The sequence below is a fragment of the Janthinobacterium sp. NKUCC06_STL genome (assembly GCF_019345455.1).
In the GTDB taxonomy this organism is placed as follows: domain Bacteria; phylum Pseudomonadota; class Gammaproteobacteria; order Burkholderiales; family Burkholderiaceae_D; genus Janthinobacterium; species Janthinobacterium rivuli.
Window position 1 is genome coordinate 299,900 of sequence record NZ_JAHKQY010000003.1, and the last position, 20,715, is coordinate 320,614.

Sequence of the window (20,715 nt, forward strand, 5' to 3'; positions counted from 1 at the left end):
ATGATGAATACGCAAGCGCAACACAATGCCGCGCCAGCTCCCTTGCTGGAGTTGCGCGGCATCAGCAAGTCCTTTCCCGGCGTCAAAGCCCTCAGCGACGTTGCCCTGCGCCTGTATCCGGGCGAAGTGCACACCCTGATGGGGCAGAACGGCGCCGGGAAATCGACCCTGATCAAGGTGCTGACGGGCGTCTACACGCCCGACAGCGGCCAGATTCTGCTCGATGGCAAACCCATCGCCCCCGCATCCACCTCGGATGCGCAGTTGCTCGGCATCAGCACCGTGTACCAGGAAGTCAATCTGTGCCCGAACCTGTCGGTGGCGGAAAACATTTTTATCGGCCGCTACCCGCGCCGCTTTGGCGTCATCGATTGGCGTTCCATGCAGCAGCAGGCGCGTGCCTTGCTGCAGCAATTGCAGATCGATATCGATGTCACGGCGCAATTGTCCAGCTTTCCGCTGGCCATCCAGCAAATGGTGGCCATTTCGCGCGCGCTGAACATTTCGGCCCGCGTGCTGATCCTTGACGAACCCACGTCCAGCCTGGACGAGGCGGAAGTCAATCTGCTGTTTTCCGTGCTGCGCCGCCTGCGCGAGCAGGGCATGGCGATTCTGTTTGTGACCCACTTCCTCGACCAGACCTACGCCATTTCCGACCGCATTACCGTCATGCGCAATGGCGAGCGCGAGGGAGAGTATGCGTGCAGCGAACTGTCGCGCCTGGCGCTGGTCAATAAAATGATCGGCGTGGCGGCCGACACGCAGGAACAGGCGCTGGATCTGGCGCAAGAAGCGGGCGCGGCCAGCTTCGGTCCGACTGTGCTTGAAGCGCAGGGACTGGGCCGCAAGGGCGCCTTGCTGCCCATGGATTTCCACATCCGCCAGGGCGAATTGCTGGGCCTGGCCGGTTTGCTCGGTTCGGGCCGCACGGAACTGGCGCGTTTGCTGTTCGGCGCCGACAAGGCCGACTCTGGCAGCATCGTCATGCAAGGCAAGGCACGCCAGTTCAACGTGCCGCGCGACGCGATTGCCCGGGACATCGGCTTTTGCTCGGAAGACCGCAAGCACGAGGGCGCGATTTTGTCGCTGTCCGTGCGCGAAAACATCATATTGGCCTTGCAGGCCCGCACGGGCTTGCTGCGCGCCATCCCGTTCAAACGCCAGCAGGCGCTGGCCGACGAGTATGTGAAGGCGCTCGGCATCAAGACGGCCAGCATCGAAACGCCGATCGGTAGCTTGTCGGGCGGCAATCAACAAAAGGCCTTGCTGGCGCGCTGGCTGGTGACGTCGCCGGCCATGCTGATTTTAGACGAACCGACGCGCGGCATCGACGTGCGCGCCAAGCAGGAAATCATGAGCTATGTAAGCAAACTGTGCCGCAAGGGCATGGCGATCCTGTTCATCTCGTCCGAATTGCCGGAAGTGCTGCGCTGCAGCGACCGTATCGTCGTCATGCGCGACCGCAAGGCCTGCGGCGACTATGCGCGCGGCGAGCTGGACGATAGCTCCGTGCTGCAAGTGATCGCCGGAGACGCCACATGAGTTTATCCACACCCTCCAGCGTGCCCTTGGCGCGCCCGGCTTCTTTTACGGGGAATACCGTCTTGCATCACCCCTTGAGCCGGCCCCTGGCCGCGCTGTTCTTGCTGCTGCTGGTCGACTTTTTTGCCATCCCCGGCTTTTTTCACCTGGAAATTCGCGACGGCCATTTGTACGGCAGCGTGATCGACATCGTCAACCGCGCGGCGCCCTTGATGCTGGCGGCGCTGGGCATGACCCTGGTGATCGCCACGCGCGGCATCGATATTTCCGTGGGCGCCGTCGTGGCCCTGTCCGGCACCGTGGCCGCCATGCTGATTGGCGGCACCATGGTGATGGAGAATGGCGTGCCGACCTACGTCAGCAATATCCCCATGGGCTGGGCCCTGGCCGCGGCCCTGGGCGCGGCTTTGCTGTGCGGCGCCTGGAATGGCGTGCTGGTAGCGGGCCTCGGTTTGCAGCCCATCGTCGCCACCCTGATCCTGATGGTGGCGGGGCGTGGCCTGGCGCAATTGCTGACGGATGGCCAGATCGTCACCGTTTACTACCAGCCGTACTTTTTCATCGGCAGCGGCTACCTGTTCGGCTTGCCGTTCTCCCTGTTTCTCGTCGCTGCCGTGTTCATCATCACGGCCGTGCTGATGCGCAAGACGGCCCTGGGCCTGTTCATCCAGGCCGTCGGCATCAACCCCGTCGCCGCGCGCCTGGCGGGCATCAAGACGGCCACCCTGATCTTTTTCGTGTACGTCTTTTGCGCGGCCTGCGCGGGCCTGTCGGGCCTGATGATCAGCTCGAACATCAAGAGCGCCGACGCGAACAATGCAGGCCTGATGCTGGAACTGGACGCCATCCTGGCCGTCACCCTAGGCGGTACGTCCTTGGCCGGCGGCAAGTTCAGCCTCGTGGGCAGCATGATAGGCGCGCTCATCATCCAGACCCTGACCTACACGATCTATTCGCTGGGCGTGCCGCCGGAAGTCAACATGGTCGTCAAGTCGGTCGTCGTCTTCCTCGTCTGCCTGTCGCAATCGTCGGAATTCAAGCAATTGCTGCATCGGAGAAAAGCATGAAGGGTTTGCTGCACACCCCGTATTTCACCTCGCTCGTCACGGTCCTGCTGCTGGTGGTGATGCTGGGCCTCGGTGGCGCCGCCTATCCGGGCCTGCTGTCGACGCAAGTGATCTTTAACCTGTTGATCGATAACGCCTTTTTGCTGGTGATCGCCGTCGGCATGACTTTTGTCATCGTCTCCGGCGGCATCGATTTGTCCGTCGGTTCCGTGCTGGCCCTGTCGACGATGATCGCCGCCTGGCTGCTCAACGTGGCGCACTGGCCGCCGCTGCTGGTGATCGTCACCGTGCTGGCGCTGGGCACCGTCTTTGGCGCCAGCATGGGTGCGCTGATCCATTATTTCAAATTGCAGCCCTTCATCGTCACCCTGGCCGGCATGTTTCTGGCGCGCGGACTGTGCTATTTGATCAGCATCAATTCCATCACCATCGATGACCCGCTGTTCGTGGCCATGTCGCAGACGCAATTGGGCTTCCTGGGCGGCTTCGTTTCGCCAGGCGTGGTGATCGCCGTGATGACGTTGCTCTTGGCCATCTGGCTGGCGCATGCCACGCCATTCGGCCGCGCCGTGTATGCGATCGGCGGCAATGAACAGTCGGCCCTGATGATGGGCTTGCCCGTGGGCCGCACCAAGGTGTTCATTTACGCCTTCAGCGGCTTTTGCGCCGCGCTGGGCGGCGTGCTGTTTTCGTTTTACATGCTGTCTGGCTATGGCTTGCATGCGCAAGGCACGGAATTGGACGCGATTGCCGCCGTCGTCATCGGCGGCACCCTGCTCAGCGGCGGCTACGGCTATGTGGCGGGCGCGCTGTCGGGCGTGCTCGTGCTCGGCACCATCCAGACCCTGATCGCCTTTGACGGCACGCTCAGCTCGTGGTGGACCAAGATCGTCATCGGCGGCCTGCTGTTCGTCTTTTGCGTCGTGCAAAGACTGATGGCCATGGGCCAGAAAAATACCAATCGGAGTTAATACCATGTTTCAAAAGAATAAACTTGCCGCAGCCATCGGCATGGCGGCGGCGCTCGCCTGCGTCCTATTCGGCGCGCAGGCGGCCAACCCCATCGTGAAAAACATCTACACGGGCGACCCGGCCGCGCTGGTCGACAATGGCAGGGTGTATTTGTACGTGGGCCACGATGAAGCGAGCGCCACGGATACGGATTACCGCATGCACGAGTGGCGCGTGTATTCCTCGTGCGACATGGCGAACTGGACGGATCACGGCTCGCCCGTGCGCTTTTCCACCTTCGCGTGGGCCGGCAAGGATGCGTGGGCCGGCGACATCGTCAAGCGCGGCAATAAATACTATTTCTATTCGACCGTCGACCATAAAACCATCCCCGGCAAGGCCATCGGCGTGGCCGTGTCCGACAGCCCGACCGGGCCGTTCGTCGATGCACGCGGCAGCGCCCTGATCACGAACGACATGACGAAACAGACGGCCATTCCCTGGGACGATATCGACCCGGCCGTCTTCATCGACACGGATGGCCAGGCCTACCTTTACTGGGGCAACACGGTCTTGAAATACGCCAAGCTGAAAGCCAATATGACGGAGCTGGACGGCCCGATCCTGACCTTCGGCATGGATGCGTTCACGGAAGCGGCCTATATGCACAAGCATGCGGGTACGTATTATTTGTCGTACTCGCGCAATTTCCCGGAAGAGACGGCGTATTCGACGGGGCCGACACCGACCGGTCCCTGGCATTTTCGCGGCACCATCATGGACAAGAATGCCGTCGTGAAAACCATCCACCAGGCCATCATCGAGTTCAACGGCAAGTCCTACATCTTCTATCACAACGACAAGTTGCCCGGCGGCGGAGAATACCGGCGTTCCGTGGCCGTGGAAGAGCTGAAATACAAGCCGGATGGCACCATCGAATTCATCCATCAAACGGCTGGCCCGGCCGCCAACCCGAGCGCCGCCTGCAAGGCATTGTGAACGCTTGTTGACCACGCATCAAAAGGAGACATACCGATATCTATAACATCGATATTGAATTAAAACTGATATCGATCATGATATGATTTATTCATGGATACCCTCAACCCCAACTGGTTCTTGCGAGCCCGCCTGAAGACGCGGCAATTGCTGTTGTTGATCGCCCTTGACGAGCAGCGCAACATTCACCGCGCGGCGGAAGAATTGCACATGACGCAGCCGGCCGCGTCCAAGCAAATCAAGGACCTGGAAGAGATGCTCGACGTGCGCCTGTTCGACAGGCTGCCGCGCGGCATGGAGCCGACGATCTACGGCGAGACGATGATACGCCACGCGCGCATGGCCCTGACGAGCTTGTCGCTGGCGCATGACGACATCGTCGCGCTCAAATCAGGCCTGACGGGCCAGGTGGAAGTGGGCGTCATCATGACGCCGGCCATGGCCTTGCTGCCGCGCGCGATTGCCCGCATCAAGCAGCAGGCGCCGCTGATGCGCATCGGCGTGCACCTGGAGCACAGCAATACCTTGATGGACATGCTGCAGCACGGCACGCTTGATTTCATGATCGGGCGCATCCTGGAAAAGGAAAGCAGCGCGGGCCTGATCTACGAGGAATTGACGGAAGAGCCGGCCAGCGCCGTGGCGCGCAATGGCCATCCGCTGCTGTCGCGCAAGAACCTGCAATTGAAGGACCTGGCGGGCCAGCCGTGGATATTGCCGCCGCAAGGCAGCATCCTGCGCCACCGCTTCGACATGATGTTCCGCCGCGCCAGCCTGGAACCGCCCGTCGACGTGGTCGATACCACCGCCTTGCTCCTGATCACGTCCTTGCTGCAGCAGACGGATTCCCTGCACGTGATGCCGACGGAAGTGGCCCATTACTATGAGTCGCTGAACGTGCTGAGCATCTTGCCCATCGAGTTGCCGTGCAAGATGGATGCGTTCGGCATCATCCGCCAGCAGGATCATTTGCTGTCGCCGGGCGCGGATATGCTGTTGAAAGCGGTACGCGCCACGGCGGCGGATATGTATTAAACCCAACGGCAAATGCTGGGGTCGTACCCTCAGGGTACGACCCCGGATCTTGCTTTTGGGGTTCAATCCGGCACTTCAAAGAAAAACAGCTGTACCAATCGCCCATTCTCCGGCGTGTCGCCAAACACATTGCTGATCGAGTGAAAGTAGTGTCCCTTGTACACAATCAGGCGGTTGTGGCGCATCGGGACTTCCAGCAAGGCTTGCCAACTGTCGCGCTGTTCCAGTAAATCGTTGAATTTCTGCACTTTGCTGTTGGGCAGCCAGCGTTTCTGGAAATCCTTGAAGCTGGCGTAGCCACCCGCTTTCACGTCCGCTTCGGGCAATCGCCGGTACCAGCCGCTGGGCTGGTGGCGCCAGAAGGTGGTGCCGCCCTGGCACTGCTCGGGCGGGTTCAGATACAGCACGCCCGCATAGAAATTGAAATTGTTGCCCGTCTCATTGTCCACGTGAATATCCGTGCGCGCCATCGCGTCCGCATAGCTGAGGCGGTAGGAACCGTTGTCGGGCGAAATGAAACGGATGGGGCGGCCCAGCGCCGTGGCGATGCGCTCCATGATGGCCTGGCTGGGCTGGCCCGCCGTCTGGCTGCCCGGATAATTTTGTCCCGCATAGCGCTGCTGCTCGAACGGCAACGCCAGCGCCTGCGCGCGCCAGGCGGCGGGGTCGGGCAGGAAATCGTCGAGGATGTGCAAATCTGTTTCGCGCAGGAAGTCCTGCAGCGATGGCGCGACGTTGATCGGTGTCAGCGTTTCTACTTGTTCCGCTTGCGGACTGGCAAAGCCGATGCGGCACGTTTGCGCCAGCGCCGGGTGCAGCGCCAGGCCTTGCGCGTAGCGGGCCAAGGCCAGTTCCTGCTGTCCCGTGCGGTAGTACAGCTCGGCCAAGCCCTGCAGGGTTTGCCAACGCTGCGGACGCAGGGCGTGCGCCCGTTCCAGCTCGGCGATGGTCTCCATCAGCCGCTGTTTCCCCAGCAGCAATTCGGCATGGCTGATGGCGAAATCGTGTTCGTGCGGCGCCAGCCGCGCCGCCGTGGCGTAGCTGGCCAGCGCCGCCTCGCTGTCCGTGCTGCGCAGCACATTGCCGAGGTTGTAGTGGAACAGGGCATTGTCGGGCTGCTGCCTGAGCGACAGTTTCAACAAGCCCAGGCCGATGGCGCCCTGGCCCAGTTCCAGCATCGCCAGTCCCTGGAAATGCTGTGCTTCGGCCAGGGCCGGGTTCAGTTTATACGCGGCCTGGTAGGCGTTGATCGCCTCGATCAGCTTGCCTTGCTGCTGCAGCCCTTGCCCGTTTGCCAGATGTTGTTCCGCCAGTGTCTGTTCGCCCATGTCACTATCCCGATGCAATGTGGCGAACAGTGTAACCGAGCCCGTTCTACCGTGCCTGGCTGACGGGAATTTCTTCCCCGTTCAGCTTGATCGCCACCTTGACGATCTGCGCCTTGACCTGGTTGCTGGCCATGTCCGCTTCCTGGGCGTAGGCATACACGACGATGGCGAAGTCCTTGTAGCCGCTGCGCGCCGCCTCGATCTTGCGCGCCGCTTCCTGGTCCACTTTCAGCAAGGAATAACCGTCGCCATTCGTGAACGCCAGCTTGTAGTCGCCGTTGTCGTACATGTAGTAATACGTGCCCGCGTCGGCGAACTTGGCGGGGAAGGCGGCCTTGTCCATCGCGTACGGCGACAGCGCGCCCTGGCCATTGATCTGGTAGCGCAGGTAGCGCTTCGTCTTGGCCTCATTGACCTTGGCGTCGATCTGCGGTTTCAGGGCGTCGAGCACTTCCTGCTTGCGGAAGGCGTCGTTGCTGCCAGCATATTCGCGCGAGATGCGCTGCGCCACGGCCGCATAGTCGGGCGGCACGCCGGACAGGGCAAGGTAGCTGTACATCAACTGGTGGCCGCTGGTGATGTCGACATAGCTGGACGTTGGCGTGGCCGGGTCCGCTTGCGGCAGGCTGGCGGCGGCCGCCTTGACTTGCGCCTTGGCTGCCATATCGGCCACGCTGGTGGCGGGCGCCGAGGCGGCCGGCGTTGCAGTGTCGGAGGGCTTGCCGCAGGCGGAGAGCAAGACGGCGATGGCGAGCAGGGCAGGGAGGGTACGTTGCATGATATTTCCTTCAATGAATGTGTGGAGGTGAATTAGCCGATGGTTTTACGTTTGTATTCGCCGACGCCGTAAGCGGCCAGGACGATGGCAGACGCCAGCACCAGGTAAAAGCCGATGCCAAACGAGAGGCCTTGCCACACTTGCCCCAGCATTTCGCTGGCCATCTGCTCGGCCATGCGGGCCGCGCGGGTGCCCATGATGCCGCCCATGGCGTTGCCCGCGTCGCTGACGGCGCCCTTGATCTTGATGAACAGCAAGCTGCTGTGGATGACGATGAACAGCAGGGGCGCGCACTTGCCCAGCGCCGCTTTCGGGTGCTTGCTAACCATGGTGGCGCAGCAGGCGCCGATGGCCAGCAGGAAGAAAAATTGTGCGGACGTAAAACCGCCGCCGCCATCGCGGGCAAAGCTTTCCAGGCTGTCGGCGGACAAGCCCAGCAACTGCCAGTAGGTGCGCGAGACGGAGGCGAACAAACGGATGCCGATGGTGTTGAAGACAAAGGCGCCGGCGATCAGGACGCCCAGGCTGGCCAGCACCTTGATGCCCAGCGCCGAGACGGCCTGGCCCCACAGCTGCTGGCTTTTTTCGCGCGCCAGTTTCGCCGCGCCGGCCATTTCTTCCTGCGCCAGTTGCTGCGTCGCCACGGCGCTGACGGTGGCGAGGCTGCCGGCCTCATCGAAGCGCACGTCGACGACGGCGTTGATGGCGGGCGCCACATCCGAGCGCCAGTGCGTGGCCACGTCGAAAGCATGTTGAATGCCGGCCACGCTGACGGAACCCTGTCCGCTCGGCTGGTAGGCGAGGATGCGGCCACGCTGGCCGGTGGTGAATGTTGCTGGGCTGGATGTTTGCATGGGATTTCCCTGGTCACTGTCATGCTCTATTGCATGTACCCACGGATAACGGGGGCAGTTCAGGGAAATCTAAAATTATTTTGAATTATTTTTTTGGCGGCTGCATCATGTCCTTGGCGGCGCCCTGGTAATCCTTCATCAAGCCCATGAAAGCATCCTGCAAATGCCGGGCCGCATCCTGCGGCGGCGCGCCCGTGCGTCGGGCCAGGTCGAATTTATACGCATGGGCGGGGCTGTAGCCCGCCTGCGATGCCGCGTCCAGCAGCACGCCGGCCCGTTTCAGCGAAGCGGGATCTCCCTTGACCATCAGCAATTCCGCCAGATAGGTCTGAGCAATCGGAAAGTCTTTGGCGGCCGCCTTTTCCAGCCACTGCATGCCGGCCTTCGGCTGTTTGATGCCCGCATCGCCGCCGCCGATGCCATAGCCGAGGGCAGTCAGCGCCACCAGATCGCCGCCGCGTGCGCGTTTTTCCAGTTGCTGGCGGGGAAACGGGCGGGCCGCGATCTGCATGCGGATTTCATAGTTGATGTCTTGCAGCACATTGCCTGGCCACACCTTGGCGCCGGGTGCTGCCGGCTTCTCCATTGCTGGCACTGGCGCGCGCATGCCGCTGTTGCCGGAGGCCAGCACGCCCGGCGTTGCCTGGCTGACGCCCTTGCCGCTGCCCATGTTCAGTACCAGGCGCGCCGACGTTTCGCCAAACGACACGCGCGGTTTTTGCACGTCGTGCGTCATGGTGGCAACCCTGGCCGCCACTTGCGAAAACACGTCGCTCATGGGCAAGCCCGGTGCGTCCAGCGCATCGAGCAGGGCGCTCGTGTAGGGGCTGTTGCGCGAATCGGGCGACCAGAAATCGCGCGCCAGGGCGCCCGGGCCGGCCGAATAGGCGATCACCACGCCGCGTGGTGCTTGCGTGTCGGCAAAGCCGTGGCTGGCCGCATTGCCGCCGGGGGCCACCACGGCGCCGCCCCGAGTATATTCCTGGCGGCAAGCGTCGAGGATCAGCACGGCGCCGCGCGCGCCCGTGCGCTGCAAGTCGCCCGCCAGGCTGGAAACGGACACGCCCTGGGCGGCGATGGCGGCCGCACTGAGCGCATTCATGTTGGCGCCCAGCGGCAACACATAGTTCGCTTCGCCCGCCTGGGCGCCGTGGCCCGCGTAAAACACGAGGGCGATATCGGCGCCGCGCGCCTGCGTGGAAAACTCGGCCGAGGCCTTTTGCAGCTGTTGCGCATTGATGTCCGTGCGCAACAGCACTTCAAAGCCCATTCGGCGCAGCCGTTCGGCCATGGCGCGCGCATCGTTCACGGGATTCAATAGAGGTTGCGGATAGGCCGCGTTGCCGATCACCAGGGCGATGCGCTTGCCGGGACCGCTGGCGGCGTTGCCCACGGCCGCTTGCACGACGTTACCGTAGAGTAAAAAGAGGAGGCTCAAGAACAGGGGAATCAGGCGATGCATCGGCGTCTCGGGAATTGTCGTGAAAGTAACAAAAGTTAGCGATTTTTACTGTGATATGAGAAAATTGCTTAAATGCATTTTACCTTACTGACAAGTTTCTCTTGTCTGGCCAGCGCACGCTGCTCATCGCCGCCGGCCAGTGGCGCGTGCCGCCCAACACACGATCGGACCGGCTTTGCAATCGGAACAATTTGAACGGATTCATGCTTTCTGGACCCGCCGCCAGCAGCTGACACAAGGCGAACTGGGCGAGTTTTACCAGCGCGTCATCGCCGCGCTGACGCCGTGCCGTCCGCGCGAGGCGGCGTCGCTCGGTGATTCCCTGGCCGACTTGCGCCACCAGTTTTTCATCGAAAAAGTCTTGCACGGCGACAGCGACGCGGCGCCCCACCACGTCGGTGCCCTGTTTTTGTACTTCAAGCGTTTCATCATCGACCAGCTGCGCAAGCAGCGTGATGACGAAGATGCCGATGCGCAAGAAGGCTGCGCGCTGCGCGCGCCCGATGCGTATGCGGAACCGCTGCGCGACTATCAGCTCACGCCACAGCAAGTGCGCGACGCGGCCGACAGTTTTATTACGACCTTGCCGCACGACTTGATCTTGCTGCTGCGCCATTGTGGCTGCGGCGGCATGCCCGTCAAGGAGTTGGCCGAACAGATCGCTTCCGCGCATTACCACGGCGGCAAGTTGGGCCTGGTGCACAGGCAGAAGGGCGAGGCCAATAGCGCGGGGCGCCAGATCGTCGAGCCGGCCCACCGCGCCACCTTGCTGGGCAGCTGGGTCTTGAACCTGCTCAAGCTGCGCGTGGGCGATGCCCTGGCCGCGCGCGATATGCAGGCGGCGCAAATAGTTTTGGATATCTTGTGCGTGGCCGCGTTATCCCTGCACATGGACCCCGCGTCCACCCAACCGAACACTGATGAAAGGCCATCGGCATGACTGCATTGACGCCCTCGCTGGCCATCGTTGCCGCGCGCCTGCCATCGCCCCCGTCTTCCACCGAATTGCTGGACGGCGAGGTGGGGGGCACTACTCCGGACTGGCGCGGCATTGCCGTGCCGGAACACGTTATGCAACGTTTTGCGCGCCGCAGCGATGCGGCGCCGCTGGCCGGGCGGCCCATCGCCGGTGGGCAGATCCACCTGCTGGCGCGCCGTCCCGGCTTTGGCGCCGTGCTGCTCGACGCGTGGGACAGCACGCGGCAGCACTGGCGCGGCTGGCTCGTCACGCCGGACGCATCGTATGCGGACGCCTGCGGCCTCGTGGTCGAAGAGCGCGACGCGCCCGCCGACCCGCGCGCGGGCCTGGTGCTGTGCGACATGCCCGTGACCCTGGCCGTGACGGACCTGGGCGCCTGCCTGGGCGTGTTCAGCCAGGAGCGCCTGCAGGCGGCGCGCTGGCTGGAGCGGCATGGCCGCGCGAATGGCGCCACGGCGGCGCCCGGCGTGATCGCCCGCGTGGCCTTGCCCGGCGATGATTACGCCTTGACCGGCACACCGCTGTCGAGCGAGCTGGGCAAGGATGGCCGCGTGGCCTACCGGCAATTGCTGCGCCAGGGCTTGCAGCAATTACAGATCGCTTTGGCCGATGCCGCCGCGCCAGCAGCGAAGGTGCCGATGCAGGCAGCCAATGCGAACCGCTGGCTGAAGCTCGTCACGGCCGTGGCCGCCAGCGTGATGGTGGTGCAATCGGCGTGGCTGTTCCTGCCGAAAGAGGGCGCCGTCGTCGGCAATGCGGAGTTCCGCAACGGCGGCAGCGGCGTCGAGACGGGCGTGCGCACGCGCGTGCTGTTCCGCGCCGAGGCCACGGAGGCGGAAATCCGCACCTGGCTGCAGCGCGAACAGCTGGAAATCGTTGCCGGACCGGACACCCTGGGTGCCTTCACCGTGCTGTCGCGCAACCGCCAGAAAGTCTTGCCGCCACCGGGACCGGGCAATCCGCTGGCCGTCATCAATCCCTGACCCCGAAATAAGAGAAAGTTATCCAGCATGACAATGTATAAGAATTTTGCATCCGCGCACTGGCGCAAATTGATCGCCGGCGTGGCCGCCGGTGTCCTGTTGACGGGCTGCGCCATGACGCCGAACGGCCGTGGCGGCGTGTTGATGGGCCTGGATACGGCCGAGCTGTTCGGCACGCCGATTTCCACCTTCCGCCTGCGCGACGGCACGGAAGGGACCTTGCGCAAGGATCCGCAGGGTAAGTATTCGATCAAGCTGTCGCAGGCGTTTCGCGTCGTGCCGCTGGCCAATGCCATCACGGCCCGCGTGGCGAGGGTGGAAAACGTGGGCGAGCGCACCGTGGTGATCGTGGAAACCCAGGAGCGCGGCTGCGCCTACCGCTATGAAGTGCTGGCTTTCCAGGGCACGGACGTGCTGCAGTGGACGGTCGGCAATTGCAAGGACCGCCCCCGCGTGGACGTGGCGGCCGATGGAAAATCGCTGAATATCGACTTTCCCAACTACAACCGCCTGTCGCGCATGATCTACACGGACAATCGCCTGCTCAACGCCAGCGTGGCCGTGCCGCCCGGCGTCGATACGCGCGCCCAGCCGTTTGCCGACGATGCCTTGCGCGGCACGGGTCCTGCCATCGCCACCCTGCCTGGGAGCGGCAACGACAGCGGCCGCGTGATCCCGGCGCCGCCGGCGGCAGCTCCGGCGCCTGCCGCCGCGCCGAAAGCGGGCAGCCGCGCCAGCGCCAGGGCGCGCCGCCAGGAACCATCAGCCAGGACGGCAACGCCCACCGCCATCAGCCTGCCCGCGCCGCGTGCCGCGGCGGCGGCCCCGGCGGCGCCGATGATCTTCCAGGCCGAAGAGATCAAGCCCGTCGTCATCGATTTGAGGAAATAAGATGGCCGCGAGTTTGCGCAGTCTGCAGATCCGGCAGACCTTGATCCTGATCGTCCTGACGATCATGTATTTGTGCTTCGAGCTGGGCTTCAATGCCCGTTTGCTCGACGTGGTGGGCGGCGACGTCAAGCCGCAGGACGTGGAAGGCGTGGAATTCTATGGCCGCAGCCTGTCGGGCATCGCCGCCGCGCTGGTGGTGCTGCAACTGATGTGGCGCCGCCGCCTGAAGAACAATGGCAGCGGCCCCAGCTGGAAAAAGATCCTCTTTTGCTGCGTCGCCACGGCGGCAGTCGTGTTCGGCATTTTGAAGACCACGGTCACGGTGCTGGTCGAAACGCGCGATGCGCAATTTCGCCGCCTGGCCTTCAACACTACCCTGATGCAGCGCTCGCTGGTGGGCGGCAGCCTGCAATTGCAGGGCCTGGTCGATGACGCTACTCTGTTTGCCAAGCCGGAAGGCAAGGCTTTCCTCGCGCTGTTCCCTTTCCTGGCCGTCTCGGTGGGCCACCTCGATGAGCGCATGGAGCCGGCCAAGGAACAGTTGATCAATTTCAATGTCCGCAAGATCGCCGGCGGCGCGGCCGGTTACTATGACAAGTATCAGAAGGCGATTGGCGAAGTGCACGACAAGTGGAAATTGTATTCGGGCATGATTCCCGACGACGATGCAGGCTTGCGCCAGCAGCAGGAAACGGCGTGGAACGATTACCGGCAAAGCCTGTCGCGCCACGGCTGGCAGCCGCATTCCGTGCCGGCGCGACGCAAGGCGGCCGTCGTCAACAATGTGCGCAAAAAGGTGCCCGTATCGGCCAACTGGCATCCGGCCGACCAATTGAGCTTCCGCGCCGCCGTCAAGCGCCGCTATGCGTCGGAAGCGGCCAGCAAGGGCTTGCATATCAAGGGCGACCGCATTCCGCCTGGCTTGTCTTTCGCCGCCTTCGTCGCGCGCCCCGGCATCCAGGCCGTGCTGCGCGACGGGCCGGACGGTGGCGATGGCAGCGAAGCGAGCAAGGGCTTGCGCTTGCCGAAAGGTGTCGTGGTGCAGGAGGCGTATGCGAGTCCAGCCGAGTTCAGCCGCCTGTTCGACCAGTTCGCCGCGCGCCAGACGGCGGAAAAGCTGGTGGAATACCGCGCCAGCCGCAACGATTTCGAAGTGGGCGGCAAGTATTTTGAAGAGGGCAAGGAAGCGGCGCGCGCGGCCATCGTGCCGCCCGTCGCCCTGTTCTTCTCGCTCTTGGGCGCCATCGGCCACTTCTCGAAATTGCTGTACCTGATCGCCACGGTGGGCTTGCTGGTGCTGGCGGCACGCCGCGGCGAGCAGGCGGGCGCCGATGGCCAGCTGAGCCGTCGTTCCGCCTGGATCGCCACGGGCGTGCTGGCTGGCGCCTTCCTGGGAACCTGGGGTATCTTTACCCTCTCGGACAATAATGTCACGAAGAGCGAGCTGTTCCGCCAGATGCTGGACTGGAACCGCCAGGCCGCCGACGACAGCACGCGCTGGCAAATCGCCGGCAAGGGCTTGCTGGCCAATATCACGCACGTCGTGGCGGTGGGGCAGGGCTACAGCTACCCCGTCAACGAAGCGATCCGCATCCACGTTTTGCAGGGAATTCACTATGGCTATCATCCGGGACAAAAATAAGGCGGCCGCGCTGGCCTTGCTGCTTTCCATGGCCAGCACGGCCGTCCAGGCCGACTGCCTGGGCATGAAGGTGCATGCCCACCGTGGCGCCGGCAATGCGCCGGAAAACTCGCTGAGCGCGCTGCGCAACACGTATTTCGGCACCTGGGACGGCGTCGAGACGGATTTGCAGCTGCTGGGCGACGGCAGCTGGGTGGTGCACCACGACTTGCTGACGGGCAGAGTCGTCGACACGGGCTCGCCCCGCACCGTGAAACAACTGACGGCCGACGACTGGCGCGCCGCCAGCATGAAGAACCGTGGCGTGGCCACGCCGGAAACACCGCCCTTCGTCAGCGACGTCGCCGACCTGGCCACCGCTTTCCCGAGTAAAACCCTGAACGCGGAAATCAAGGATGTCGTGTCCTCGTGCGCACCGATCGCCACCCTGGTGGGGCAGTTGCGCGCGAACATCAAGCACGGCAACTGGTTCCTGACGTCGGGCGTGCCGAACAACCTCGCTTGCGCGCGCCGCGCCGATCCGCAGGGTTACCTGGGCCTGCTCGTGTTTGACGCGCGCAATGCGCAGGCGGCCGGCACGAACCGGATCAGCCGCTATATCGCAAAAAATGCCCGTCCACCCAAGCTGGACAAGCCGTGGTTGCAGCGCGTGCAGCAGCAGATCGGCATGCCCACGGGTGTGCACGTGGATGCGCGCAGCCTGGACGCCAATCCGAATTTGCTGGTGGACGCCGCCAGCCTGAACATGCCCGTCTTCGTGTATGCCGTCGATGGCGACTCGGCCCTGGCCGCCTCGCTGTTGCGCGCGCAGCGGCGCAGCCACCGTCTGCCCAGCGGCGTCATCCTTGACGGCAATCCCGAGACGTTTTGCGCGATGATGAAGTAAGCGCTTTCACCGAGAGACCACGCCATGACCATGCCACCATCGACCCCCGCCAACCTTGCCGGCAGCGCCATTGGCGCCATGTTCTTTTCCCTGTTTGGCGGCCTGTGGGTGGCTGCCTGGTGCGTGCAGACGTATGGCGCGCATCCCTTGAGGTTGCTGCCGGTTGCCGCAATCACCGTCTTGCTGTTCGTGCTGGCGTGGCGCCAGTTTCGCCGCCATCGGGCCGCGCATGCGGCGGCGGAACAATCGCCACAGGCCAGGCGCGTGGGCAGGCTGTTCAATATCGTGAATGCCGGGCAATGGCTCGCCATCTTCATCGTCGGTAACGTCCTGAAAAACCTGGGGCTGCAGGCGTGGTTCATTCCTGCCGTCATCTTGATCGTGGGCTTGCATTTCTTTCCGCTGGCCTGGCTGTTCAAGGCGCGCCGCCACCTGGCCATCGGCATGGCGCTGTGCGTGTGGGCCATCGGCTATCCGCTGACCCTGCGCCATGGCCCCATCCATCCAGTCGGCTGCCTCGGTGCCGGCCTGATCCTGTGGGTGGCGGCTCTGTCCGCCGTGCGCGCCGGTTTTGCCGTGCAGCAGAGCGCCTTGCAGCCCCAGAAATAGCTTACCGACGGCCTGCGCAGGGCCGCTTTTTACACAGTTTTTGCGCATCGCAGCATCGATAATGTTTGCATCGCGCGCGCGACTGGCATATAAATGTAATCGATTACATTTATATGAAAAGCACCATGCCAGCAGCCGTCCCATCCCCTTTGCCGACAGAAACCGTCTCCATCAGCGCCGTCGCCGCGCATGCGGGCGTGTCGGTGGCCACCGTCTCGCGCGTGATGAACGAGCAGGCGGGAGTGCGGGCGCCCACGCGCGACAAGGTGCTGGCGTCCGTGGCCGCGCTCGGCTACCGCATGAACCACCTGGCGCGCAGCCTGCGCACGGCCGAGAGCCGCATGCTGCTGACCATGGTGCCTGACGTGGGCAACCCCTTCTATGCGCAAATCGTGCGCGGCATCGATACGGTGGCGCGCGAACATGGCTATTTCGTGCTGCTGTGCGATACGGGCGCCGACGCGGGCCGCGAGCGCTCCTACTTCGACTTGCTGCGCATGCACCGCGCCGATGGCGCCATCTGCCTCGATCCGGACACGGTGCAACATGCCTTGTCGCATGAATCCGTCAGCCTGCCGTGGGTGGCCTGCTGCGAGTTCGACCCGGCCGTGGCCGTGCCCTATGTCGGCATCGACAACCACCGCGCCGCCTCCGACGCCGTTGCCCATCTGCTGTCGCGCGGTCATACGCGCATCGGCCTGATTAACTCCGATGAACGCTATCTGTACGCACGGCAACGCCAGCAAGGCTATCTGGACACCTTGGCGGCGGCCGGCTTGCCCGTGCAGCCGCAGTGGGTGCACACGGTGCAAAGCCTCGATTACGAAGCGGGCACGGCCGCCACGTTGCGGATGATGGCGCAGCCCGACGCACCGACGGCCATCTTTGCCGTCTCCGATACCCTGGCCATCGGCGTCTTGAGCGCGCTGCGCCAGCTGAACAAGCGCGTGCCCGAGGACGTGGCCGTCATCGGCTTCGACGATATCGCCATTGCCGCGCAGATAGCCCCTGGCCTCACCACGATTGCCCAGCCGATGCGCGAACTGGGCGAGACGGCGGCGCGCTTGTTGCTGCAACGCCTGGCGGACCCGGCTGCCCAAGTGCCGGGCGTGCTGCTGCAACACCAATTAATTTTGCGAGGGAGTGCATAGTGAGCGTTGCCGTCGGTTTCGAAGGGGTCTGCAAGGATTTCGGCCCCGTGCGCGTCTTGCATGGCGTCAGTTTTACCCTGTCGCCGGGGCGCGTGTATGGCTTGCTCGGCGAAAATGGCGCCGGCAAGTCGACCTTGATGAAAATCCTCGCCGGCTACGAAGCCGTCAGCGAAGGCCAGCTACTGATCGATGGCCAGCCCCGGCACTTTGACAGTTCGCGCGCCGCGGAATCGGCCGGCATCGTGCTGATCCACCAGGAATTCAACCTGGCCGAGCACCTGACGGTGGCGCAAAACATGTTCCTTGGCCACGAAAAGACGCGCGGCTGGCTGCTCGACGAGAGCGCCATGAAGGAAGAAGCGTCGCGCTACCTGAAACAGGTGGGCCTGGACGTGTCGCCCGATACGACAATCCGCGACCTCATAGTTGCTGAAAAGCAGCTTGTGGAAATCGCCAAGGCCTTGTCGCGCCGCGCCCGCTTCCTGATCATGGACGAGCCGACGGCCACCCTGACGTCGTCGGAAACCCAGCGATTGTTTGCCGTCATGGCGCAGCTGAAAGCGGATGGCGTGACGATTTTATATATCTCGCACAAGCTCGACGAGGTCGAGCGCAACACGGACGAGGTCATCGTCATGCGCGACGGGCGTTTCGTCACGCGCGAGCCGACGGCCAGCTTGACGCGCCAGCAGATGGCGAACCTGATGGTGGGGCGCGAATTGTCCGACATGTTCCCGGCCAAAGTGCCGCTGGCGAAAGACGCTCCTGTGTTGCTGAAAGTGGAGGGTTTGTCTGTGCCCGGCTGGGCCAAGGATCTGTCCTTCGAGGTGCGCGCCGGCGAAGTGCTGGGCTTTGCGGGCCTGGTGGGCGCGGGGCGTACGGAATCGTTCGAGGCCTTGCTGGGCTTGCGTCCGCGCAGCGCGGGTGTGATCGAGATCAATGGCCAGCCCGTGGACATCCGCACGCCGCGTGAAGCCATGCAGCACGGCATGACCTATCTGAGCGAAGACCGCAAGGGCAAGGGCTTGCACGTGAACCTGGGTTTACGGGAAAACCTCACCATGATGACGATGGAGCGCTATGCGCGGCCATGGCTGGACTTGAAAGCGGAAAAGGGGGCGCTGGCCAAGGCCGTCGAGGATTTCAATATCCGCACGGGCGACCTGGACAGCCGCGCGCGCATGCTGTCTGGCGGCAACCAGCAAAAGCTGGCGCTGGCGAAATACCTGCATTCAGACCCGCGCGTCGTCGTGCTCGATGAACCGAGCCGTGGCGTGGACGTGGGCGCCAAGCGTGACATTTATTTCCTGATCCACCGCCTGGCTGCCGAAGGGCGCGCCGTGATCGTGATTTCATCCGAACTGATCGAATTGATAGGCCTGTGCCACCGCGTGGCCGTGATGCGCGCCGGCACCTTGCAAGCCACCCTGTCTGCTGACCACCTGACTGAAGAGGAGTTGATTGCCCATGCAACCGGCACGCACTGACACCACCGTATCCCCTATTGCTCGATTCGGCGCGCGCATCAAGGGCTTTGGCCCCGTGCTGGGCCTGTTATCTCTGTGCATCGCGGGCACCTTGCTCAATGGCGACTTCGCCACTGTCGACAACCTGATGAACGTGCTCACGCGCACGGCTTTTATTGGCATCATCGCCGTCGGCATGACCTTCGTGATCATCTCGGGCGGCATCGACTTGTCCGTTGGCTCGATGGCGGCCCTGATCGCCGGCTGCATGATCTATTTCATGAATGCGCTGGCGCAAGGGGCGGGCGGCGACCTGGCGCCGATCACCATGCTGGTGCTGGGCATCGCCATGGCGCTGGTGCTGGGCGCCGGTTTCGGCCTGATGCATGGCTTGTTGATCAGCAAGGGCAATATCGAGCCGTTCATCGTCACCCTGGGCACCTTGGGCATCTTCCGCGCCGTGCTCACGTACCTGGCCGATGGCGGCGCGCTGACCCTGGATGCGACCCTGTCCGAGCTGTACAGCCCCGTCTACTACACGAGCGTGCTGGGCGCGCCGATCCCGATCTGGATCTTTTTATTCGTCGCCGCGGCCGGCGCCATCATCCTCAACCGCACGACCTTTGGCCGCCATGTGCAGGCGATTGGTTCTAACGAGCAAGTGGCGCGCTATGCGGCCATCAATGTCGACAAGGTGAAAATTGCCACCTACATGCTGCTGGGCGTCTGCGTGGGGATCGCCACGGTGCTGTACGTGCCGCGCCTGGGCTCGGCCACGCCGACCACGGGCTTGCTGTGGGAACTCGAAGCCATCGCCGCCGTCGTCGTCGGCGGCACGGCCCTGAAGGGCGGAGAGGGGCGCATCGTCGGCACCGTGATCGGCGCCATCCTCTTGTCCGTGATCAGCAATATCCTGAATTTGACCAGCATCATCAGTGTCTACCTGAATGCCGCAGTGCAAGGCGTGGTGATCATCGCCGTCGCCTTCCTGCAGCGAGGCCGCAAATAAAAACACAGCGGCGTTCTGAAAGGGCGGCCAACGGGCGCCCACAACCTTGGAGGAGAGCAGCATGAAGAGCTTTAGACGGGTAGCAGGGATGGCAGTGCTGGTGATGCAGGCGTGGGCGCTGCCGAGTGCACAGGCGGCGGAGAAGCTGGTGGTGGGCGTGGCGATTCCCACGGCCACGCACAGCTTTACCTCGGGCATCGTCTGGTGGGCGAACCAGGCCAAGGCGGAACTGGAAAAAGCCCATCCGGGCCTGAAAATCATCGTCAAGACGGCCGCCACGGCGCCCGAGCAGGCGAACCAGTTGCAGGACATGTTGACGGTCAACAAGATCAACACCCTGGTGATCTTCCCCATCGAATCGGCCTCGCTGACGCAGCCCGTGGCGCAAGTGAAAAACAAGGGGGTCTACGTGACCGTGGTCGACCGCGGCTTGACGAACACGCAGTCGCAGGATGCGTACATCGCGGGCGACAACACGGCGTTCGGCAAGCTGCCGGCCGAGTATCTGGCGAAAAGCCTGAATGGCAAGGGCAATATCGTCGTGCTGCGCGGCATGCCGACCACCCTCGACAACGAGCGCTACGACGCGTTTTCCGCCGTGATGAAGGGCCATCCCGAGATCAAGGTGCTGGACGCCAAGTACGGCAACTGGAACCGCGACGATGCCTTCAAGGTCATGCAGGATTACCTGACCCGCTTCAAGCACATCGACGCCGTCTGGGCCGCCGATGACGACATGGCCATCGGCGTGCAAAAAGCCATCGCGCAAGCCAAGCGCACGGACATCAAGCAAGTGTTCGGCGGCGCGGGCGCCAAGGGCGCGGTGAAAAAGATCATGGACGGTTCCGACCCGCTGATCGTGGCCGACGTATCGTACTCGCCCAAGTTCATGTACGACGCCATCAAGCTGACGACGGAAGCGCGCCTGAAAGGTGATAAATTGCCGGCCAATACGATCATCCCTTCGGTGCTGATCACGCGCGAGAACGCCAAGCAGTTTTACTTTCCGAACTCGCCTTTTTAACGACACCCCAAAACAAGGGCTGGGGTCGTACCCTCAGGGTACGACCCCGGGTTTCGGTT

19 protein-coding genes are annotated in these 20,715 nt (G+C 63.3%); 15 read left to right on the top strand and 4 right to left on the bottom strand.

The genetic code is table 11. From position 1 onward, the window contains the following. The 5 genes from KO539_RS13895 (at position 1) to KO539_RS13915 (ending at position 5,594) form a co-directional block, all read left to right on the top strand. Positions 1-1,542 (top strand): sugar ABC transporter ATP-binding protein, encoded by a 1,542-nt coding sequence (locus tag KO539_RS13895; protein WP_219310187.1) that lies wholly within the window; start codon positions 1-3, stop codon positions 1,540-1,542. After that, the gene (locus KO539_RS13900; protein WP_219310189.1) at positions 1,539-2,609 is read left to right on the top strand and encodes an ABC transporter permease; all 1,071 of its coding nucleotides are present in this window, start codon (positions 1,539-1,541) and stop codon (positions 2,607-2,609) included. The genes KO539_RS13895 and KO539_RS13900 overlap by 4 nt, the downstream gene beginning before the upstream one ends. Further along, positions 2,606-3,580 (top strand): galactofuranose ABC transporter, permease protein YjfF, encoded by a 975-nt coding sequence (gene yjfF, locus KO539_RS13905; RefSeq protein ID WP_099401186.1) that lies wholly within the window; start codon positions 2,606-2,608, stop codon positions 3,578-3,580. The genes KO539_RS13900 and yjfF overlap by 4 nt, the downstream gene beginning before the upstream one ends. Positions 3,581-3,584: 4 nt before the next feature. After that, entirely contained in the window at positions 3,585-4,559 is a 975-nt protein-coding gene (locus tag KO539_RS13910; protein ID WP_219310191.1) for a glycoside hydrolase family 43 protein, read from the top strand. Positions 4,560-4,652: 93 nt separating this feature from the next. After that, complete coding sequence (locus KO539_RS13915; protein WP_035823672.1) at positions 4,653-5,594, top strand: LysR family transcriptional regulator; 942 nt, start codon at positions 4,653-4,655, stop codon at positions 5,592-5,594. A gap of 62 nt (positions 5,595-5,656) precedes the next feature. Here the strand turns inward: KO539_RS13915 and KO539_RS13920 are convergent, their stop codons facing one another. The 4 genes from KO539_RS13920 to KO539_RS13935 form a co-directional block, all read right to left on the bottom strand. After that, a complete protein-coding gene (locus KO539_RS13920) occupies positions 5,657-6,922 on the bottom strand; it encodes a DUF6445 family protein (protein WP_219310192.1) in 1,266 nt (421 codons plus the stop codon). Between the two features lie 46 nt (positions 6,923-6,968). After that, a complete protein-coding gene (locus KO539_RS13925) occupies positions 6,969-7,700 on the bottom strand; it encodes a hypothetical protein (RefSeq protein ID WP_219310194.1) in 732 nt (243 codons plus the stop codon). A 32-nt stretch (positions 7,701-7,732) separates the two neighbouring features. After that, positions 7,733-8,554 carry a hypothetical protein gene (locus KO539_RS13930; protein ID WP_219310196.1) on the bottom strand — a complete coding sequence of 274 codons (822 nt, stop codon included), beginning with the start codon at positions 8,552-8,554 and terminating at the stop codon, positions 7,733-7,735. A gap of 85 nt (positions 8,555-8,639) precedes the next feature. Beyond that, on the bottom strand, positions 8,640-10,016 hold the full coding sequence (locus KO539_RS13935) for a caspase family protein (protein WP_219310198.1): 1,377 nt from the start codon (positions 10,014-10,016) through the stop codon (positions 8,640-8,642). Between the two features lie 175 nt (positions 10,017-10,191). On the opposite strand from KO539_RS13935, the gene KO539_RS13940 reads away from it, so the two are divergent. The 10 genes from KO539_RS13940 to KO539_RS13985 all read left to right on the top strand — a co-directional run bounded on the left by KO539_RS13940 (position 10,192) and on the right by KO539_RS13985 (position 20,656). Further along, positions 10,192-10,956, top strand: coding sequence for a hypothetical protein (locus KO539_RS13940; protein WP_219310200.1), 765 nt, complete (start codon positions 10,192-10,194; stop codon positions 10,954-10,956). Next, positions 10,953-11,978 (top strand): hypothetical protein, encoded by a 1,026-nt coding sequence (locus tag KO539_RS13945; RefSeq protein WP_219310202.1) that lies wholly within the window; start codon positions 10,953-10,955, stop codon positions 11,976-11,978. Before KO539_RS13940 ends, KO539_RS13945 begins: the two co-directional genes overlap by 4 nt. A gap of 33 nt (positions 11,979-12,011) precedes the next feature. Further along, positions 12,012-12,869, top strand: a complete 858-nt coding sequence (locus tag KO539_RS13950) for a hypothetical protein (protein WP_219310204.1) — start codon at positions 12,012-12,014, stop codon at positions 12,867-12,869. A 1-nt stretch (position 12,870) separates the two neighbouring features. After that, positions 12,871-14,511 carry a hypothetical protein gene (locus KO539_RS13955; RefSeq protein ID WP_257626290.1) on the top strand — a complete coding sequence of 547 codons (1,641 nt, stop codon included), beginning with the start codon at positions 12,871-12,873 and terminating at the stop codon, positions 14,509-14,511. Then, complete coding sequence (locus tag KO539_RS13960) at positions 14,486-15,397, top strand: glycerophosphodiester phosphodiesterase (protein ID WP_219310213.1); 912 nt, start codon at positions 14,486-14,488, stop codon at positions 15,395-15,397. The genes KO539_RS13955 and KO539_RS13960 overlap by 26 nt, the downstream gene beginning before the upstream one ends. A 24-nt stretch (positions 15,398-15,421) precedes the next feature. Further along, a complete protein-coding gene (locus tag KO539_RS13965; RefSeq protein WP_219310215.1) occupies positions 15,422-16,006 on the top strand; it encodes a hypothetical protein in 585 nt (194 codons plus the stop codon). Positions 16,007-16,131: 125 nt separating this feature from the next. Next, the gene (locus KO539_RS13970) at positions 16,132-17,157 is read left to right on the top strand and encodes a LacI family DNA-binding transcriptional regulator (RefSeq protein WP_257626291.1); all 1,026 of its coding nucleotides are present in this window, start codon (positions 16,132-16,134) and stop codon (positions 17,155-17,157) included. Continuing rightward, positions 17,157-18,644, top strand: coding sequence for a sugar ABC transporter ATP-binding protein (locus KO539_RS13975; protein ID WP_219310219.1), 1,488 nt, complete (start codon positions 17,157-17,159; stop codon positions 18,642-18,644). Before KO539_RS13970 ends, KO539_RS13975 begins: the two co-directional genes overlap by 1 nt. Further along, on the top strand, positions 18,625-19,632 hold the full coding sequence (locus KO539_RS13980) for an ABC transporter permease (protein WP_219310221.1): 1,008 nt from the start codon (positions 18,625-18,627) through the stop codon (positions 19,630-19,632). The genes KO539_RS13975 and KO539_RS13980 overlap by 20 nt, the downstream gene beginning before the upstream one ends. A gap of 88 nt (positions 19,633-19,720) precedes the next feature. After that, the gene (locus tag KO539_RS13985; RefSeq protein ID WP_225243231.1) at positions 19,721-20,656 is read left to right on the top strand and encodes a substrate-binding domain-containing protein; all 936 of its coding nucleotides are present in this window, start codon (positions 19,721-19,723) and stop codon (positions 20,654-20,656) included. The last annotated feature ends 59 nt before the right edge of the window (positions 20,657-20,715 follow it).

Coding starts and splice junctions, on each gene's coding strand:
- KO539_RS13895 (WP_219310187.1), top strand. CDS start 1: ATGATGAATACGCAAGCGCAACACAATGCCGCGCCAGCTCCCTTGCTG.
- KO539_RS13900 (WP_219310189.1), top strand. CDS start 1,539: ATGAGTTTATCCACACCCTCCAGCGTGCCCTTGGCGCGCCCGGCTTCT.
- yjfF (WP_099401186.1), top strand. CDS start 2,606: ATGAAGGGTTTGCTGCACACCCCGTATTTCACCTCGCTCGTCACGGTC.
- KO539_RS13910 (WP_219310191.1), top strand. CDS start 3,585: ATGTTTCAAAAGAATAAACTTGCCGCAGCCATCGGCATGGCGGCGGCG.
- KO539_RS13915 (WP_035823672.1), top strand. CDS start 4,653: ATGGATACCCTCAACCCCAACTGGTTCTTGCGAGCCCGCCTGAAGACG.
- KO539_RS13920 (WP_219310192.1), bottom strand. CDS start 6,922: ATGGGCGAACAGACACTGGCGGAACAACATCTGGCAAACGGGCAAGGG.
- KO539_RS13925 (WP_219310194.1), bottom strand. CDS start 7,700: ATGCAACGTACCCTCCCTGCCCTGCTCGCCATCGCCGTCTTGCTCTCC.
- KO539_RS13930 (WP_219310196.1), bottom strand. CDS start 8,554: ATGCAAACATCCAGCCCAGCAACATTCACCACCGGCCAGCGTGGCCGC.
- KO539_RS13935 (WP_219310198.1), bottom strand. CDS start 10,016: ATGCATCGCCTGATTCCCCTGTTCTTGAGCCTCCTCTTTTTACTCTAC.
- KO539_RS13945 (WP_219310202.1), top strand. CDS start 10,953: ATGACTGCATTGACGCCCTCGCTGGCCATCGTTGCCGCGCGCCTGCCA.
- KO539_RS13950 (WP_219310204.1), top strand. CDS start 12,012: ATGTATAAGAATTTTGCATCCGCGCACTGGCGCAAATTGATCGCCGGC.
- KO539_RS13955 (WP_257626290.1), top strand. CDS start 12,871: ATGGCCGCGAGTTTGCGCAGTCTGCAGATCCGGCAGACCTTGATCCTG.
- KO539_RS13960 (WP_219310213.1), top strand. CDS start 14,486: ATGGCTATCATCCGGGACAAAAATAAGGCGGCCGCGCTGGCCTTGCTG.
- KO539_RS13965 (WP_219310215.1), top strand. CDS start 15,422: ATGACCATGCCACCATCGACCCCCGCCAACCTTGCCGGCAGCGCCATT.
- KO539_RS13970 (WP_257626291.1), top strand. CDS start 16,132: ATGCCAGCAGCCGTCCCATCCCCTTTGCCGACAGAAACCGTCTCCATC.
- KO539_RS13980 (WP_219310221.1), top strand. CDS start 18,625: ATGCAACCGGCACGCACTGACACCACCGTATCCCCTATTGCTCGATTC.
- KO539_RS13985 (WP_225243231.1), top strand. CDS start 19,721: ATGGCAGTGCTGGTGATGCAGGCGTGGGCGCTGCCGAGTGCACAGGCG.